The following is a 17,435-nucleotide window of genomic DNA, read 5'->3' on the forward strand; positions in this document are numbered from 1 at the left end:
GTATGGATATTCAGAACGCTTCTGAATGTTGCTGTGGCGAGGGCGCGCGCCCTCGCCACACAAGAGGCTTACGGACGCGCGTTGAGTTGCTGTTGCAGGTTCTGGATCTGCGCCTGCAGGGTGTTGATGTTGCGGGTCATCTGCGCGCGGAACGCGTCGAACTCGGCGGTGTTGGTGCCACCCTGCGAAGCGGCCGGACGGTTGTCCTGCTCGCTCTTGAGGATGACGATTTCCTGCTCCAGACGATCGATCGCAGGGTTCGACCCAGTTTGTTTTTTCAGGGCCGTGATGTCGGCACCGAGGCTCTTGAACTGCGCATCGAACCCCTTCACCTGAGCATCGAAGCTCTTGAGCTGGGCGTCGACCTTGCTGGTGTCGGCCGAGGTGCTTTTCAGCGTTGCCAGTTCGGCGCTCAGGGCTTTGACCTGGGCTTGCAACTGGGTGTTGGCGTTCTGCAGTTCGGTGGTCTGGGCAGTCATCTGCGCCAGGCGCTTGTCCAGATCCGTCGCCTGCCCGGCCACGCCCTGCTGCTGTTTGCTCTGATCCTGAAGCGCACTTTGCAGCTGTTTGATCTGCAGCTTCAGGGCTTCGCTGTCGGTGGTGACGTTGGTCTGGCTGGCCACGACCTTGCCGGAAATGTCCTGCAGGCGCCCCGCCGCTTCCTCACTGATGCGCGCGAAACTTTCCTGGGTCGCCACCAGTTGCTGCTCCATCAGCGAAATCTGCTGGAAGCTCCACCAGGCCAGACCAATGAATGCGAAGAACAGCGCGCCAACCAGTGCCCATAACGGCCCGGTGCTGGCGGCCTTGACCTTGACCACGGGTGGCGTGCGCGAATGCACGGTGGTGCGGGCGGTGACCGGAAAATCGTCGTCATCGAGGGTATCGGCGCGCAGGCTCGGTACATCGTCGAAATCGTCGTGGGCATCGTTACGCATGGACATTGAGGCAACCTTTGTGAAACGCGGTGATGGCAGATTGGCGCGAAGTATAAACCCCGCGGCCGCTGGGGTTGACCCTCAAGCCGTGGCGCGGTTCAGTGCCGGCCGGCAGATTCGTATCAACGAATGTCCTGAGCCTTCCACCAGCCACAGAACTCATCGAGGGCCGTCCACAGACTGACTTTCGGATCGTAGTCCAGATAATGCCGGGCGCGACTGATGTCGAGGGTGAAATTTTTGTTCATCACCTGCATGCCCAGGCGCGACAGGGTCGGCTCGGGACGCCCGGGCCAGAGCTTGCACACACCTTCGTTGAGCGCCGCCACGCTGTAGGCCAGGCCGTAGGAACGATACTTGGTGACCTGTGGGACTTCCATCTTGCGCATCACGTAATTGACCACATCCCACAGCGGCACCGGAGCGCCGTTGCTGATGTTGTAGGCCTTGCCCAGCGCGGAGGCGTCGGCCAGCAGGCTGCTGAGCAACGCTTCGTTGAGGTTGTGCACGCTGGTGAAATCGACCTTGTTCAGACCGTTGCCGATGATTGCCAGACGGCCCTTGCGCTGCATGTTCAGCAAGCGCGGGAAGATGCTCATGTCGCCGGCGCCGGTGACGAAGCGCGGTCGCAGGGCGAGGGTTTCGAGGCCGAATTCCTGAGCGCCGAAGACCTTTTGCTCGGCCAGGTATTTGGTCGCCGCATAGTGATGCTTGAAGCGCTTGGGCACTTGCTCTTCGGTCAGCCCGAGGTGGTCGCGACCGTCAAAGTAGATCGAGGGCGACGACAGATGCACCAGCCGCCGAACCCGTTGCTTCAGGCAGGCCTCGACCACGTTTTCGGTGACTTGCACATTGCCCTGATGGAAGTCCTGATAGCGGCCCCACAGGCCAACCGCGCCGGCGCAATGCACCACGGCTTCGACGTCATTGCACAATTCCCGCACCAGATCCGGATCGCTCAGATCGCCTTGAACGAACTCGGCACCGCGACGCACCAGATGCTCGACACCCTCGGCCCGGCGACCGTTGACCCGCACGTCCAGGCCCTGCTCCAGGGCGAAACGCGCAAAGCGTCCGCCAATGAAGCCGCTTGCGCCGGTGACCAGAATTTTCATGTAGAGCTCCAACAAAACCAGCTGCAAGCTTCGAGCTTCGAGCTGCAAGGTAAAAACAGTACGCAAGCGCTTTACTTGGCGCTTGCAGCTTGACGCTCGTAGCTGCTTTCAGGCCACCAGCCATTGCGCCGACGAGCGCACCAATTGCTCGGTCAACAGCCCGAGCAACTGACCGCCATTGCGCCAATGATGCCAGTACAAGGGCACGTCGATCGGTTTATCTGGCAACAGTTCGCGCAGCACGCCGCGCTCCAGTTGCTCGCGGACCTGCAATTCCGGCACCAGGCCCCAGCCGAGCCCGGCTTCGGTCAGGCGGAGGAAACCTTCGGACGACGGGCACAGGTGATGTTCGAAACCGCCATCGACGCCGAGGGACGCGAGGTATCGATGCTGGAGAAAATCGTCAGGGCCGAACACCAGCGCCGGGGTGCGCGGTAATTGTTCGGCCCGCACGCCGTCGGGGAAATGCCGCTCGATGAACGCCGGGCTGGCCAGCGCTCGATAGCGCATCGCCCCGAGCAACACGCTGCGTGCCCCCGCCACCGGCCGCTCGCTGGCGCACAGGCAACCGGCCACTTCACCGGCGCGCATGCGTTTCAGGCCGACGGTCTGGTCTTCGACGATCAGATCGAGCAATAGATGTTGTTCGGCGCAGAAGTCGCCCACCGCCTCGGCCCACCAGGTGGCGAGACTGTCGGCATTCAGGGCGATACGCAGGCGCTCCGGCAGGCCCTCTTCGTCCAGCGCAGGCACCAGCGTCTGCAAATCCCGTTCGAGCAGGCGCACCTGCTGCACATGGTTGAGCAGGCGCCGGCCAATTTCGGTAGGCGACGGCGGCGTGCCACGCACCAGAACCGGCTGGCCGACCCGCGCTTCCAGCAATTTGATCCGCTGGGAGATCGCCGATTGCGAAAGGCCCAGCACCTGCGCCGCCCGTTCGAATCCGGCCTGCTCGACCACGGCGGCCAAAGCAGAAAGTAATTTGTAGTCGAACATCAGTTTTCCTAATGAGCGATCAGCACTATTGGTTTTTCTTATACAACGTCAACCGGGAGAATAGCCAGCAAGCACTCTTTATCAAGGATCACCCCCATGGCTGGCGAAACCTCGTTGACCACCCTGCTGCGCAGCATGAGCCCGCAGCTCAATGCCGGCGAATTCGTGTTCTGCACCTTGTCCGACGGCGAGTTGCCGAGCGGCCTGGAAGTCGTAGGCAGTTTCCGTGAACAGGAAGGCCTGACGGTGATTCTCGAACGCTCCCACGCCGAGCGCGCCGGGTTCAGCTTCGACTATGTCGCGGCGTGGATCACGCTGAACGTGCATTCGGCACTGGAAGCCGTCGGCCTGACCGCCGCCTTCGCCACCGCACTGGGCAAGGCCGGCATCAGCTGCAACGTGATTGCCGGCTATTACCACGATCATCTGTTCGTCGGTCAGGCCGACGCCGAACGTGCCATGCAAGTGCTGCGCGACCTCGCAGCCAACGCGGAGTAATCGTCATGTGGCAAAGCTATACCAACGGTTTGCTGGTGGCGTTCGGGCTGATCATGGCGATCGGCACGCAAAATGCCTTTGTCCTGGCCCAGAGCCTGCGGCGTGAGCATCACCTGCCGGTCGCCGCGCTGTGCGTCGCCTGTGATGCGCTGCTGGTGGCGGCGGGTGTGTTCGGTCTGGCCACGGTGCTGGCGCAGAACCCGACATTGCTGGCGGTCGCCCGCTGGGGCGGCGCGGTGTTCCTGATCTGGTACGGCAGCCAGGCGTTGCGCAGGGCGTTTTCGAAACAGAGCCTGCAACAGGGTGAAAACCAGACCGTGCGTTCGCTGCGCGCGGTGATGCTAAGCGCACTGGCGGTGACCCTGCTCAACCCGCACGTCTATCTCGACACCGTCTTGCTGATCGGTTCTCTCGGCGCACAACAGTCGGTGCCCGGCGCCTATGTCGTGGGCGCGGCGAGTGCTTCGCTGCTGTGGTTTTTCACCCTCGCCCTCGGTGCAGCATGGCTGGCACCGTGGCTGGCACGGCCGAGTACGTGGCGGATTCTCGATCTGTTGGTGGCGGTAATGATGTTCACCGTGGCAGGGCAATTGATATTGGCTTCATGATTTATTCCAAACAGCTCTGGAACCTCTATCCCACACAGTTGTTGCGTGGTTAAGCCGCACCCCCGGTGCTATGATCCGAACCCTGCGCCGCAAAGAGTAAAAACTCGCCGGTGCATTTCTGGCCGCCCGTGATCGGCCTTGCGCTCACCGCAACAGACCTGATTAGGAGAATCATCATGGCTTTCGAATTGCCGCCGCTGCCTTACGCACACGATGCCCTGCAGCCGCACATTTCCAAGGAAACCCTGGAATTCCACCACGACAAGCACCACAACACCTACGTCGTGAACCTGAACAACCTGGTGCCAGGCACCGAGTTCGAAGGCAAGACCCTGGAAGAAATCGTCAAGACTTCCTCGGGCGGCATCTTCAACAACGCCGCTCAGGTCTGGAACCACACCTTCTATTGGAACTGCCTGGCGCCAAACGCCGGCGGTCAACCAACCGGCGCACTGGCTGAAGCCATCAACGCGGCTTTCGGTTCGTTCGACAAGTTCAAGGAAGAGTTCAGCAAAACTTCGATCGGCACCTTCGGTTCCGGCTGGGGCTGGCTGGTGAAAAAGGCTGACGGTTCCCTGGCCCTGGCCAGCACCATCGGCGCCGGCAACCCGCTGACCAGCGGCGACACCCCGCTGCTGACCTGCGACGTCTGGGAACACGCTTACTACATCGACTACCGTAACCTGCGTCCTAAGTACGTCGAGGCGTTCTGGAACCTGGTCAACTGGAAGTTCGTGGCCGAGCAGTTCGAAGGCAAGACCTTCACCGCTTAAGCTGCACGCCAGACAAAAACCCGGCTTTGCCGGGTTTTTTTATACCTGCGGAAATAATCGTGAGTGCGTTGCATCACAAACAAGGCTTTTTCCCACACCTGAAGCAGCCCTTCTCGCCTTGCTCCCAAGCCACGGCGAACTAACATCAAAAGAGGAAAAATTGTCCGACGTCCCTCAAGTTGGAGACCGAAACTACCGACACAGTACAACCAGGGCAAATACTCCAGACAGCAGCATATCGGCCAAGGCCACGGACAAATTTTCCGCGGCTCGATTGTCCCTTTGACTGCCAACACGGGATTGCCAATACTCATGGCAACTTGACGCTACCCGCACGGAACAAGGAATAACCCTTTGAAGCTGGAACTCAAGAACAGCTTGTCGGTGAAGTTGCTCCGGGTCGTGCTCCTGTCGGCATTGATCGTCGGCGTGGTCTTGAGCTGCGCGCAGATCGTGTTCGATGCCTATAAAACACGCCAGGCCGTCGCCGGCGATGCCGAACGCATCCTCGACATGTTCCGCGATCCCTCCACCCAGGCGGTCTACAGCCTGGACCGGGAGATGGGCATGCAGGTGATCGAAGGCCTGTTCCAGGACGACGCCGTGCGTCAGGCGTCCATCGGCCATCCCAACGAAGCGATGCTCGCGCAAAAGTCGCGTGAGCTGCAGCAATCCAACAGCCGCTGGCTGACCGACCTGATCCTCGGCCAGGAACGCACGTTCACCACCCAACTGGTGGGGCGCGGGCCGTACAGCGAATATTACGGCGACCTGAGCATCACTCTCGACACGGCCACCTACGGTCAGGGTTTCATTGTCAGTTCGGTGATCATCTTCATTTCCGGCGTGTTGCGCGCCCTGGCCATGGGCCTGGTGCTGTATCTGGTCTATCACTGGCTGCTGACCAAACCGCTGTCGCGGATCATCGAGCACCTCACCGAGATCAACCCGGACCGCCCCAGCGAACACAAGATTCCGCAGCTCAAGGGTCACGAAAAAAACGAACTGGGGATCTGGATCAATACCGCCAACCAGCTACTCGAATCCATCGAACGCAATACCCACCTGCGCCATGAAGCGGAAAACAGCCTGCTGCGCATGGCCCAATACGATTTCCTCACCGGCCTGCCGAATCGCCAGCAATTGCAGCAGCAGCTGGACAAGATTCTGGTGGATGCCGGCAAGCTGCAACGGCGGGTCGCCGTCCTTTGCGTAGGTCTGGACGATTTCAAAGGCATCAACGAACAATTCAGCTACCAGACCGGTGACCAGTTGCTGCTGGCCCTGGCTGACCGGCTTCGTGCCCACAGCGGTCGCCTTGGCGCCCTCGCCCGTCTTGGCGGCGACCAGTTCGCGCTGGTGCAGGCCGATATCGAGCAACCCTACGAAGCGGCGGAACTGGCGCAAAGTATCCTTGATGACCTGGAAGCCCCGTTCGCCCTTGATCATCAGGAGATCCGCCTGCGCGCGACCATCGGCATCACCTTGTTCCCGGAAGACGGCGACAGCACCGAGAAGCTGCTGCAGAAAGCCGAGCAGACCATGACCCTGGCCAAGACCCGCTCGCGCAACCGCTATCAGTTCTACATCGCGAGCGTCGACAGCGAGATGCGCCGCCGTCGCGAACTGGAAAAAGACCTGCGCGACGCCTTGCTGCGCGATCAGTTCTACCTCGTCTATCAGCCGCAGATCAGCTACCGCGATCATCGCGTAGTCGGGGTCGAGGCATTGATCCGCTGGCAGCATCCGGAACACGGCCTGGTGCCGCCGGACCTGTTCATCCCGCTGGCGGAACAGAACGGCACCATCATCGCCATCGGCGAATGGGTGCTGGATCAGGCCTGCAAGCAACTGCGCGACTGGCACGATCAGGGCTTCGTCGACCTGCGCATGGCGGTCAACCTGTCCACCGTGCAACTGCACCACGCCGAGCTGCCACGGGTGGTCAACAACCTGCTGCAGATGTACCGCCTGCCGCCACGCAGCCTGGAGCTGGAAGTCACCGAAACCGGCCTGATGGAAGACATCAGCACCGCGGCCCAGCACCTGCTGAGCCTGCGCCGCTCCGGCGCACTGATCGCTATCGACGATTTCGGCACCGGCTATTCCTCGCTGAGTTATCTCAAGAGTCTGCCGCTGGACAAGATCAAGATTGACAAGAGCTTCGTCCAGGACCTGCTGGATGACGACGATGATGCGACAATCGTTCGCGCCATCATCCAACTGGGCAAGAGCCTGGGCATGCAGGTGATCGCCGAGGGCGTGGAAACCGCCGAACAGGAAACCTACATCATTTCCGAAGGCTGCCACGAAGGTCAGGGCTACCACTACAGCAAACCGCTGCCGGCGCGCGAGTTGGGCATTTATCTCAAGCAGGCCCAGCGCAGCAACGCGGCCATCCTCTGAAACGTGCCTGCCAGGCCCGACGCAACCCGGGTTCTGCCGGGCATCAACCTCGCTGTTGATCCAGCGCAGACCCCGCGCAAATAAGAAATATTTCCAGCTACAACCCTTTACACATAATGCGAAAGATTTGCATTATGTCGCAGTTTTGCGCACCCCGCGCCTGTCCACTCAATCACCGAAGCAGGATGTTCGCCATGATTCGTACGCCTCTGGCTACCGCCAGTCTGCTGGCCATCGCTATTTCCCTCGCCGGTTGCGGCGAAGGTAAAGACAAAGAAAAGGCCGCCGCTCCTGCGCCGACTCCGGCTGCGAGCACCGCTGCACCGGCTGCGCCTGCTGCTGCCGGTAAAGTCGACGAGGCCGCCGGCAAAGCCGTTGTCTCGCACTACGCCGACATGGTCTTCGCCGTTTACAGCGATGCCGAATCCACCGCGAAAACCCTGCAAACCGCCGTCGACGCGTTCCTCGCCAAGCCGAACGCCGACACCCTGAAAGCCGCCAAGGCTGCCTGGGTCGCTGCCCGCGTTCCTTACCTGCAGAGCGAAGTGTTCCGCTTCGGCAACACCATCATCGACGACTGGGAAGGTCAGGTGAACGCCTGGCCTCTGGACGAAGGCCTGATCGACTACGTCGACAAATCCTACGAACACGCACTGGGCAACCCGGGCGCCACCGCCAACATCATCGCCAACACCGAAGTACAGGTCGGCGAAGACAAGGTCGACGTCAAGGACATCACCCCGGAAAAACTCGCCAGCCTGAACGAGCTGGGCGGTTCCGAAGCCAACGTTGCCACCGGCTACCACGCCATCGAATTCCTGCTCTGGGGCCAGGACCTGAACGGCACCGGCCCTGGCGCCGGCAACCGTCCGGCCTCGGACTACCTGGAAGGCAAAGGCGCCACCGGCGGTCACAACGAGCGTCGTCGTGCCTACCTGAAAGCCGTGACCCAACTGCTGGTCAGCGACCTGGAAGAAATGGTCGGCAACTGGAAGCCGAACGTGGCCGACAACTACCGCGCCACCCTGGAAGCCGAACCGGCTGAAAGCGGCCTGCGCAAGATGCTGTTCGGCATGGGCAGCCTGTCCCTGGGCGAGCTGGCCGGCGAGCGCATGAAAGTGTCCCTGGAAGCGAACTCCCCGGAAGACGAACAGGATTGCTTCAGCGACAACACCCACAACTCGCACTTCTACGATGCCAAGGGCATTCGTAACGTTTACCTGGGCGAGTACACCCGCGTCGACGGCACCAAACTGACCGGCGCCAGCCTGTCGTCGCTGGTGGCCAAGGTCGACCCGGCTGCCGACACCGCGCTGAAAGCCGATCTGGCCGCCACCGAAGCCAAGATCCAGGTCATGGTCGATCACGCCAACAAGGGTGAGCACTACGACCAGTTGATCGCAGCCGGCAACACGGCTGGTAACCAGATTGTTCGCGACGCCATCGCTTCGCTGGTCAAGCAGACCGGTTCGATCGAGGCCGCAGCCGGCAAGCTCGGCATCAGCGACCTGAACCCGGACAACGCTGATCACGAGTTCTGATCACAGCGTCCGCGTTAAAAAAGGCGACCTTCGGGTCGCCTTTTTCGTTTCCGCCATATACAAAACCTGTGGGAGCGCGCTTGCTCGCGAAAGCGTCCTGTCAGGCAACGCATCAGTGGCTGAACCAGCGCTTTCGCGAGCAAGCTCGCTCCCACAAGATTTGCACCCAGCCTTAAGATTTCTGAAACCCCTACCCTGCATCAAGCAAACGATAATTCCTCTTATTCAAACCCACTCGCCCTGTTAGACTTTGCGCCTTTAAATTCGCCCCTCTTGCAGGAAGTCTGATGCCCTCGCTGCCTCTTCGCTTGTCCGCACTGTTTCTGGCCCTGGGCCTGAGTGCCTGCGATGACGCCCCGCGTTTCACCAAGGCCGAGCCGGGTGAAGCCCGTTCCGGCGGCGCGGCGACCGTGCGCAAGAGCGATCAGAACGCGTTCTCCCTGCCGTCGGCCAACCTGCCGCCCTCGCGGCGGGTGGACTTCAGCGTCGGCAACAGCTTCTTCCGCAGCCCGTGGGTGATCGCGCCGTCGACCACCACCGCCCGCGACGGCCTCGGCCCGCTGTTCAACACCAACGCCTGCCAGAACTGCCACATCAAGGACGGCCGCGGCCATCCGCCGACGCCGGATGCGGCCAACGCGGTGTCGATGCTGGTGCGCCTGTCGATTCCCGATGCGCCGGCCTATGCCAAGGTCATCGAACAGGTGGGCGTAGTGCCCGAGCCGGTCTACGGCGGCCAGTTCCAGGACATGGCCGTCCCCGGCGTCGCGCCGGAAGGCAAGGTGCGGGTCGATTACACGCCGGTGCCGGTACGCTTCAAGGACGGCACCGAAGTCGAGTTGCGCAAACCGGTCCTGCAGATCACCCAGCTCGGCTATGGCCCGATGCACCCGGACACACGTTTCTCGGCCCGCGTTGCACCGCCGATGATCGGCCTGGGCCTGCTCGAAGCGATCCCGGAAGAAGCGATCCTCGCCAACGCCGCCGCGCAGGCCAAAGAGAACAACGGCATCAACGGCCGGCCCAACCGGGTCTGGGATGATGAGCAACAAAAGACCGTCATGGGGCGATTTGGCTGGAAAGCCGGCCAACCAAACCTCAATCAACAAAATGTTCACGCGTTTTCTGGTGATATGGGCCTCACGACCAGCCTGAGACCGTTTGATGACTGCACCGACGCGCAAACCGCCTGCAAACAGGCGCCGAACGGCAATGGCCCGGACGGCGAACCGGAAGTCAGCGACAACATTCTGCGCCTGGTGCTGTTCTACAGCCGTAACCTCGCCGTTCCCGCCCGCCGTGGGGTCAACGATGAGCAGGTGCTGGCCGGCAAGAACCTGTTCTTCCAGGCAGGCTGCCAGTCCTGTCACACGCCGAAATACACCACCGCCGCCAACGCGGCCGAACCTGAACTGGCCCATCAAGTGATTCGCCCGTACAGCGATCTGCTGCTGCACGACATGGGCGAAGGCCTGGCGGACAACCGCACTGAATTCCAGGCCTCCGGCCGCGACTGGCGCACCCCGCCGCTGTGGGGTATCGGCCTGACGCAAACGGTCAGCGGCCACACCCAGTTTCTGCATGACGGCCGCGCCCGCAATCTGCTCGAAGCCGTGCTCTGGCATGGCGGCGAAGCGAAAGCGGCGCAGCAACAGGTTTTGTCTTTCAACGCCGAGCAGCGTGCCGCGCTGCTGGCGTTCTTGAACTCACTTTAAACACTTGAACGAATCGGGAGCCCGACATGTTCCGTCCCAAGCTGTTGTTCACCAGCCTTGCCGCACTGGCCCTCGGCGCGTGCTCGCCGCAGGATCCGCAAGCCGTCACCTCGGCGGCCATCGCCAAATCGGTGATCCTGCCGACCTACACCCGCTGGGTCGAAGCCGACAAGCAACTGGCCGTCAGCGCCCTCGCCTACTGCCAGGGTAAAGAGTCGCTGGACACCGCCCGTGCCGACTTCCTGCATGCGCAGAAAGCCTGGGCCGAGTTGCAACCGCTGCTGATCGGCCCGCTGGCCGAGGGCAACCGCTCGTGGCAGGTGCAATTCTGGCCGGACAAGAAAAACCTGGTCGGCCGTCAGGTCGAGCAACTGGTCAGCGCCCAGCCACAGATCGACGCCGCCGCCCTGGCCAAGTCCAGCGTCGTGGTTCAAGGCCTGTCCGCTTACGAGTACATCCTGTTCGACGCCAAGCCTGACGTCGCCAACGACGCGCAGAAAGCCAAATACTGCCCACTGCTGGTGGCCATCGGCGAGCGTCAGAAACAACTGGCCGAAGAGATTCTCAGCAGCTGGAACAACACCGACGGCATGCTCGCGCAGATGAGCAAATTCCCCAACCAGCGCTACGCCGACTCCCACGAAGCGATCGCCGATCTGCTGCGGGTTCAGGTCACCGCCCTCGACACCCTGAAGAAAAAACTCGGCACGCCGATGGGCCGCCAGAGCAAAGGCGTGCCTCAGCCATTCCAGGCTGACGCATGGCGCAGCCAGTCGTCCATGGAGTCGCTGGAAGCCAGCCTCGCGGCGGCCAAAACCGTCTGGGAAGGCGTCGACAACAAAGGCCTGCGCGGCTTGTTGCCGGCTGAGCAAAAGCCGTTGGCGGACAAGATCGATGCAGCCTACGCGGCGTCGCTCAAACTGTTCGGCAGTACTCAGCGCTCGCTGACCGAAATGCTCAACGATGACGCCGGTCGCCAGCAGCTCAACGACATTTACGACAGCCTCAACGTCGTCCACCGCCTGCACGAAGGCGAGCTGGCCAAGGCGCTGGGCATCCAACTGGGCTTCAACGCCAACGACGGTGACTGATGAGGGCACGTGCCATGCTGCGACGCCAGGCTCTGACTTTAGGTAGTTTGCTGCTGGGAGCAGTGACACTGGGCGGCTGGACGCTGTTCAAACGCAAGGACCAAAGCCCGCTGCTGCTGTCGGCGCGGGACGACACCGACGGCAAGCACTACGCCGTCGGTTATCGGCTGGACGGCACCCAGGTGTTCGCCACCGAAGTCGGCCAGCGTTGCCACGACATCATCAATCACCCGACGCTGCCGATCGCGCTGTTCGTCGCCCGCCGGCCGGGCACCGAGAGCTACCTGATCGACCTGCGCAACGGTGCATTGCTGCAAACCGTGACCTCGCAGCCGAACCGGCATTTCTATGGCCACGCAGTGATCCATCACAGCGGCGACTACCTGTACGCCACCGAAAACGACACCACCGATCCGGGCCGTGGCCTGCTCGGGGTGTACAGATTCGAAGGCGAGCGGCTGGTGCACAGCGGCGAGATTTCCACCCACGGTCTCGGCCCGCATCAGGTGTCGTGGATGCCCGACGGTGAAACCCTGGTGGTGGCCAACGGCGGGATCCGCACCGAGGCCGAAAGCCGGGTCGACATGAACCTCGACGCCATGGAGCCGAGCCTGGTGCTGATGCAACGCGACGGCACCCTGCTGAGCAAGGAAACCCTCGCCCAGCAGATGAACAGCGTGCGCCACCTGGGGATTGCCAGCGACGGCACCATCGTTGCCGGCCAGCAATTTATGGGGCCTTCCCACGAGCGTTCGGAGCTGCTGGCGATCAAACGTCCCGGCCAGCCATTCGTGGCGTTCCCGGTGCCGGAGCATCAGTTGCAGTCGATGGGGCATTACACCGCCAGCGTCGCCGTGCACAGCGACCTGCGGCTGGTGGCACTGACCGCACCGCGTGGCAACCGTTTCTTCATCTGGGACCTGGACAGCGGCGAAGTGCGCCTCGACGCCCCGTTGCCCGACTGCGCCGGTGTCGGTGCGGTGAAGGACGGGTTTGTCGTGACCTCCGGTCAGGGACGTTGCCGCTACTACGATTGCCGCCAGGATGATCTGCTCGCCAAACCGCTGGATTTGCCCGCAGGGCTCTGGGACAACCATCTTCATCTGATGGCCTGAAATTCGCCGCCGACCGCTCGGTCGGCGGCCCCGCTTTTCTCCACCTTCCTCCCTTACACCCGGAAAAAACTGGCAGTTGGAATCCCTGCCGGACTCGGGGTAATGTGCCCGCCTGTCTCGCCTGATTTTCTCCAAGGAACTGGAAATATGCTGCGTCGCCGCATGCTGATCATGTTGGGTGTTGTACTGCTGATCGTTCTGCTTCTCGCCGGTTACAAGGCCTTCTCGATCTATACGATGATCCAGGGCTTTTCCAAACCGAAGCCGCCGATCAGCGTCGCCGTGGCCACGGCCGTCGAGCGCCCGTGGCAGATGCGCCTGCCCACCGTCGGCACGCTGAAGGCCTTGCAAGGTGTCGACCTGAGCCTGGAGAACGCCGGCACCGTCACCGAGCTGAAGTTCGAATCGGGGCAGAAGGTCAAGGCCGGCCAACCCTTGCTGCAACTGGACAGCGCGGTCGAAGCCGCCTTCCTCGAAACCGCCAAGGCCGATCTCGGTCTCGCGCAGCTGGATTACGGTCGCGGCAGCCAGCTCGTCGGCAGCAGCGCCATCTCCAAAGGCGAATTCGACCGGCTCTCGGCGCAGTTGCAAAAGAACAAGGCCACGGTCAATCAACTCAATGCGGCGCTGGCGAAAAAACGCATCGTCGCGCCCTTCAGCGGCACCATCGGCATCCGCCTCGTCGACATCGGCGACTACCTCGCCAGCGGCACCAAGATCGCCACTCTGCAGGATCTGAGCAGTCTCTACGCCGACTTCTACGTGCCCGAACAATCGGTGCCGAAACTGGCTATCGGTCAACCGGTACAGATCACGGTCGCGGCGTATCCCGGCCAGCATTTCACCGGCGCCATCAGCGCCATCAACCCGATCGTCGAAAGCACCACCCGTAACATCCTCGTGCGCGCCACACTGGCCAACCCCGACGGCAAGTTGCTGCCGGGCATGTTCACCAGCGTCGAGGTGCTGCTGCCGGATCCGCAGAAACACATCGTGGTCCCGGAAAGCGCGATCACCTACACCCTCTACGGCAACTCGACGTACGTGGTCACCCAGAAGAAAGCCGAAGACGGCACCGTCGAGAAAGACGACAAGGGCCAACCGGTACTGATCGCCGAGCGCAGGTTCGTCGAGACCGGCGAACGCCGTGATGGTCAGGTGATGATCAACAAGGGCGTGCAGAGCGGCGAACAGGTGGTGACGGCCGGCCAGATCAAACTGGACAACGGCGCCCACATTGCCATCAGCGACGACAAGACCCTCGGCGAGCAGAACAGTCCGCCCCGCGCCGACTGATCAAGGAAACCCCATGGCTTTTACTGATCCGTTCATCCGCCGCCCGGTGCTCGCCACCGTGGTCAGCCTGCTGATTGTGCTGCTGGGCTTCCAGGCCTGGAGCAAACTGCCGCTGCGCCAGTACCCACAAATGGAAAACGCCCTGATCACGGTGACCACCGCGTACCCCGGGGCCAACGCCGAAACCATCCAGGGCTACATCACCCAGCCGATGCAACAGAGCCTGGCCAGCGCCGAAGGCATCGACTACATGACCTCGGTCAGTCGCCAGAACTTCTCGGTGATTTCGATCTATGCGCGCATCGGCTCCAACAGCGACCGTTTGTTCACCGAATTGCTGGCCAAGGCCAACGAGGTGAAGAACAAACTGCCCCAGGACGCCGAAGATCCGGTGCTGAGCAAGGAAGCCGCCGACGCCTCGGCACTGATGTACATCAGCTTCTTCAGCAAGGAGCTGAACAACCCGCAGATCACCGACTACCTGTCGCGGGTGATCCAGCCGAAACTGGCGACCCTGCCGGGCATGGCCGAAGCGGAGATTCTCGGCAACCAGGTGTTCGCCATGCGCCTGTGGATTGACCCCGTGAAACTCGCCGGCTTCGGCCTCAGTGCCAGCGACGTGACCAATGCGGTGCGCCAGTACAACTTCCTCTCCGCCGCCGGCGAAGTGAAAGGCGAATACGTGGTCACCAGCATCAACGCCAACACCGAACTGAAGTCCGCCGAAGCCTTCGGCAAGATTCCGCTCAAGGTCAGCGGCGACAGCCGGGTGCTGCTCAGCGATGTGGCGCGGGTCGAGATGGGCGCGGAGAACTACAACTCGATCAGTTCATTCGGCGGTACGCCCTCGGTATACATCGGGATCAAGGCCACGCCCGGGGCCAACCCGCTGGAAGTGATCAAGGAAGTACGCAAGATCATGCCGGAGCTGGAAGCCCAGCTGCCGCCCAATCTCAAGAGCGAAATCGCCTACGACGCCACGCTGTTCATCCAGGCGTCCATCGACGAAGTGGTGAAAACCCTGTTCGAGGCGGTGCTGATCGTGATCGTGGTGGTGTTCCTGTTCCTCGGTGCCCTGCGTTCGGTAGTGATTCCGGTCGTGACCATTCCGCTGTCGATGATCGGCGTGATGTTCTTCATGCAGATGATGGGCTACTCGATCAACCTGCTGACCCTGCTGGCAATGGTGCTGGCCATCGGGCTGGTGGTCGACGACGCGATTGTGGTGGTGGAAAACATTCACCGGCACATCGAGGAAGGCAAGACACCACTGGAGGCCGCACTCGAAGGCGCCCGGGAAATCGCCATGCCGGTGGTGTCGATGACCATCACCCTCGCGGCGGTCTACGCACCGATCGGCTTCCTGACCGGGCTGACCGGGGCGCTGTTCAAGGAGTTTGCGTTGACCCTGGCCGGGGCGGTAGTAATCTCCGGCGTCGTCGCGCTGACCCTGTCGCCGATGATGTGCGCCATGCTGCTGCGCCACGATGAAAACCCCACTGGCCTGGCCCACCGCCTCGACCGGATTTTCGACAGCCTCAAGCGGCGCTATCAAGCCATGCTGCACGGCACGCTCAATACCCGGCCGGTGGTACTGGTGTTTGCGGTGATCGTGCTGTGCCTGATTCCGGTGCTGCTCAAGTTCACCAAGTCGGAACTGGCGCCGGACGAGGATCAGGGCATCATCTTCATGATGGCCAACGCCCCGCAGCCAACCAACCTCGATTACCTGAACACCTACACCGACGAGTTCATCAAGATCTTCAAGGAGTTCCCGGAGTACTACTCATCGTTCCAGATCAACGGTTATAACGGCGTGCAGAGCGGCATCGGCGGCTTCCTGCTCAAGCCCTGGAACGAGCGCAGCCGCACGCAAATGGAAATCCTCCCCGAGGTGCAGGGCAGACTCGAGGGCATTCCGGGCCTGCAGATCTTCGGTTTCAACCTGCCATCCCTGCCCGGCACCGGTGAGGGCCTGCCGTTCGAGTTTGTGATCAACACCGCCAACGACTACGAGCTGTTGCTGCAAGTGGCCGACCGGATCAAGAAGCGCGCCATGGAGTCGGGCAAGTTCGCCTTCGTCGACCTTGATCTGGCTTTCGACAAACCCGAAGTGGTGGTCGACATCGACCGCGCGAAGGCTGCGCAGATGGGTGTGTCGATGCAGGATCTGGGCGGTACGCTGGCGACTTTGCTGGGCGAGGCGGAAATCAACCGGTTCACCATCGAAGGCCGCAGCTACAAGGTCATCGCCCAGGTCGAACGGGCCTACCGCGACAACCCGGACTGGCTGAACAACTACTACGTGAAAAACACCCAGGGCGAACTGCTGCCGCTGTCGACCCTGATCACCGTCACTGACCGCGCGCGACCGCGACAGCTCAACCAGTTCCAGCAACTCAACGCGGCCAAGCTGTCCGGGTTCCCGCTGGTGAGCATGGGCGAAGCCATCGACAGCGTGTTGCAGATCGCCCGGGAAGAAGCCCCGGCCGGTTTTGCCTTCGATTACGGCGGCGCCTCCCGGCAGTTCGTCCAGGAAGGCAGCGCGCTGTGGGTGACGTTCGCCCTGGCGCTGGCGATCATTTTCCTGGTGCTGGCGGCGCAGTTCGAAAGCTTCCGCGATCCATTGGTGATTCTGGTGACCGTGCCGCTGTCGATCTGCGGGGCGCTGATTCCGCTGTTCCTCGGCTGGTCGAGCATGAACATCTACACCCAGGTCGGGCTGGTGACGCTGATTGGGCTGATCAGCAAGCACGGGATCCTGATCGTCGAGTTCGCCAACCAGCTGCGCAAGGAGAAGGGCCTGACACCCCGCGAGGCGGTGGAGGAAGCAGCGGCTATTCGTCTGCGCCCGGTGTTGATGACCACGGCGGCGATGGTGTTCGGCATGGTGCCGCTGATCGTGGCCACCGGCGCCGGTGCGGTCAGCCGCTTCGACATCGGGACGGTGATTGCAACCGGGATGTCGATCGGGACGCTGTTTACGCTGTTTGTCCTGCCGTGTGTTTACACCGTGCTGGCGAAACCCGATCCCAAGGCATGACGCAGTAAAACAAGCCATGACGCAATAAAAAAGGCCTCGCATTGGCGAGGCCTTTGGCTCTAATCGAACGATTCAACTCTGCGGCCTCATCCCTTGAGAAAGTCCGAACATGAACAGCAATAGATCATGATCGGGTTGTGTGGCCACGGCGGCTTTCGCCACCCGAGGCATCGGGCAATGCGGATCACTGGCCGATGCGCCAATGACCTGCATGCGTGGCTGTTCCCAGGCCGCCACCGCCAATGATGCAACTGCCAAGGCTCCTACCAGAAACAAACCTCGTGCAATTTCTAGTTTCAT

General features: G+C 61.8%; 14 protein-coding genes. 10 read left to right on the forward strand and 4 right to left on the reverse strand.

The genetic code is table 11. The annotated features are described in order from the left end of the window. Positions 1 to 68: 68 nt before the first annotated feature. The 3 genes from K3819_RS23075 to K3819_RS23085 all read right to left on the reverse strand — a co-directional run bounded on the left by K3819_RS23075 (position 69) and on the right by K3819_RS23085 (position 3,049). Positions 69 to 944 (reverse strand): ATPase, encoded by an 876-nt coding sequence (locus K3819_RS23075; protein ID WP_221398016.1) that lies wholly within the window; start codon positions 942 to 944, stop codon positions 69 to 71. A 116-nt stretch (positions 945 to 1,060) separates the two neighbouring features. After that, a complete protein-coding gene (locus tag K3819_RS23080) occupies positions 1,061 to 2,053 on the reverse strand; it encodes an NAD(P)-dependent oxidoreductase (RefSeq protein WP_039765898.1) in 993 nt (330 codons plus the stop codon). 108 nt (positions 2,054 to 2,161) lie between these two features. Beyond that, positions 2,162 to 3,049 carry a LysR family transcriptional regulator ArgP gene (locus K3819_RS23085; protein ID WP_085610848.1) on the reverse strand — a complete coding sequence of 296 codons (888 nt, stop codon included), beginning with the start codon at positions 3,047 to 3,049 and terminating at the stop codon, positions 2,162 to 2,164. Positions 3,050 to 3,145: 96 nt separating this feature from the next. Between K3819_RS23085 and K3819_RS23090 the strand changes: the two genes are divergently transcribed. The 10 genes from K3819_RS23090 to K3819_RS23135 all read left to right on the forward strand — a co-directional run bounded on the left by K3819_RS23090 (position 3,146) and on the right by K3819_RS23135 (position 17,135). Continuing rightward, positions 3,146 to 3,547, forward strand: coding sequence for an ACT domain-containing protein (locus K3819_RS23090; RefSeq protein WP_085610849.1), 402 nt, complete (start codon positions 3,146 to 3,148; stop codon positions 3,545 to 3,547). A 5-nt stretch (positions 3,548 to 3,552) separates the two neighbouring features. After that, a complete protein-coding gene (locus K3819_RS23095; protein WP_085610850.1) occupies positions 3,553 to 4,155 on the forward strand; it encodes a LysE/ArgO family amino acid transporter in 603 nt (200 codons plus the stop codon). Positions 4,156 to 4,331: 176 nt separating this feature from the next. Next, positions 4,332 to 4,928: a superoxide dismutase gene (locus K3819_RS23100; protein WP_003227660.1), complete on the forward strand. Its 597-nt coding sequence runs from the start codon at positions 4,332 to 4,334 to the stop codon at positions 4,926 to 4,928. 354 nt (positions 4,929 to 5,282) lie between these two features. Further along, complete coding sequence (locus K3819_RS23105; protein WP_039765890.1) at positions 5,283 to 7,334, forward strand: bifunctional diguanylate cyclase/phosphodiesterase; 2,052 nt, start codon at positions 5,283 to 5,285, stop codon at positions 7,332 to 7,334. Positions 7,335 to 7,528: 194 nt separating this feature from the next. Continuing rightward, on the forward strand, positions 7,529 to 8,875 hold the full coding sequence (locus tag K3819_RS23110; RefSeq protein ID WP_085610851.1) for an imelysin family protein: 1,347 nt from the start codon (positions 7,529 to 7,531) through the stop codon (positions 8,873 to 8,875). Positions 8,876 to 9,162: 287 nt separating this feature from the next. Next, positions 9,163 to 10,590: a di-heme oxidoredictase family protein gene (locus tag K3819_RS23115; protein ID WP_221398017.1), complete on the forward strand. Its 1,428-nt coding sequence runs from the start codon at positions 9,163 to 9,165 to the stop codon at positions 10,588 to 10,590. Positions 10,591 to 10,616: 26 nt separating this feature from the next. Further along, a complete protein-coding gene (locus K3819_RS23120) occupies positions 10,617 to 11,681 on the forward strand; it encodes an imelysin family protein (RefSeq protein WP_085610853.1) in 1,065 nt (354 codons plus the stop codon). Positions 11,682 to 11,695: 14 nt separating this feature from the next. After that, positions 11,696 to 12,796, forward strand: coding sequence for a DUF1513 domain-containing protein (locus tag K3819_RS23125; RefSeq protein ID WP_207983804.1), 1,101 nt, complete (start codon positions 11,696 to 11,698; stop codon positions 12,794 to 12,796). A 147-nt stretch (positions 12,797 to 12,943) separates the two neighbouring features. Next, entirely contained in the window at positions 12,944 to 14,092 is a 1,149-nt protein-coding gene (locus tag K3819_RS23130; protein ID WP_085610855.1) for an efflux RND transporter periplasmic adaptor subunit, read from the forward strand. A gap of 13 nt (positions 14,093 to 14,105) precedes the next feature. Continuing rightward, positions 14,106 to 17,135, forward strand: a complete 3,030-nt coding sequence (locus K3819_RS23135) for a multidrug efflux RND transporter permease subunit (RefSeq protein ID WP_221398018.1) — start codon at positions 14,106 to 14,108, stop codon at positions 17,133 to 17,135. A gap of 72 nt (positions 17,136 to 17,207) precedes the next feature. Here K3819_RS23135 and K3819_RS23140 read toward each other — a convergent pair whose 3' ends face one another. Next, entirely contained in the window at positions 17,208 to 17,435 is a 228-nt protein-coding gene (locus K3819_RS23140; RefSeq protein WP_011335717.1) for a hypothetical protein, read from the reverse strand.

This window comes from Pseudomonas sp. 3-2, from assembly GCF_019710535.1.
Lineage (GTDB): Bacteria > Pseudomonadota > Gammaproteobacteria > Pseudomonadales > Pseudomonadaceae > Aquipseudomonas > Aquipseudomonas pharyngis.

Bases quoted from the DNA above. Each gene is read 5' to 3' on its own strand.
- K3819_RS23110 (WP_085610851.1), top strand. From the start codon at position 7,529: ATGATTCGTACGCCTCTGGCTACCGCCAGTCTGCTGGCCATCGCTATT.
- K3819_RS23080 (WP_039765898.1), bottom strand. From the start codon at position 2,053: ATGAAAATTCTGGTCACCGGCGCAAGCGGCTTCATTGGCGGACGCTTT.
- K3819_RS23140 (WP_011335717.1), bottom strand. From the start codon at position 17,435: ATGAAACTAGAAATTGCACGAGGTTTGTTTCTGGTAGGAGCCTTGGCA.
- K3819_RS23085 (WP_085610848.1), bottom strand. From the start codon at position 3,049: ATGTTCGACTACAAATTACTTTCTGCTTTGGCCGCCGTGGTCGAGCAG.
- K3819_RS23090 (WP_085610849.1), top strand. From the start codon at position 3,146: ATGGCTGGCGAAACCTCGTTGACCACCCTGCTGCGCAGCATGAGCCCG.
- K3819_RS23100 (WP_003227660.1), top strand. From the start codon at position 4,332: ATGGCTTTCGAATTGCCGCCGCTGCCTTACGCACACGATGCCCTGCAG.
- K3819_RS23115 (WP_221398017.1), top strand. From the start codon at position 9,163: ATGCCCTCGCTGCCTCTTCGCTTGTCCGCACTGTTTCTGGCCCTGGGC.
- K3819_RS23120 (WP_085610853.1), top strand. From the start codon at position 10,617: ATGTTCCGTCCCAAGCTGTTGTTCACCAGCCTTGCCGCACTGGCCCTC.
- K3819_RS23130 (WP_085610855.1), top strand. From the start codon at position 12,944: ATGCTGCGTCGCCGCATGCTGATCATGTTGGGTGTTGTACTGCTGATC.
- K3819_RS23125 (WP_207983804.1), top strand. From the start codon at position 11,696: ATGCTGCGACGCCAGGCTCTGACTTTAGGTAGTTTGCTGCTGGGAGCA.
- K3819_RS23135 (WP_221398018.1), top strand. From the start codon at position 14,106: ATGGCTTTTACTGATCCGTTCATCCGCCGCCCGGTGCTCGCCACCGTG.
- K3819_RS23075 (WP_221398016.1), bottom strand. From the start codon at position 944: ATGTCCATGCGTAACGATGCCCACGACGATTTCGACGATGTACCGAGC.
- K3819_RS23095 (WP_085610850.1), top strand. From the start codon at position 3,553: ATGTGGCAAAGCTATACCAACGGTTTGCTGGTGGCGTTCGGGCTGATC.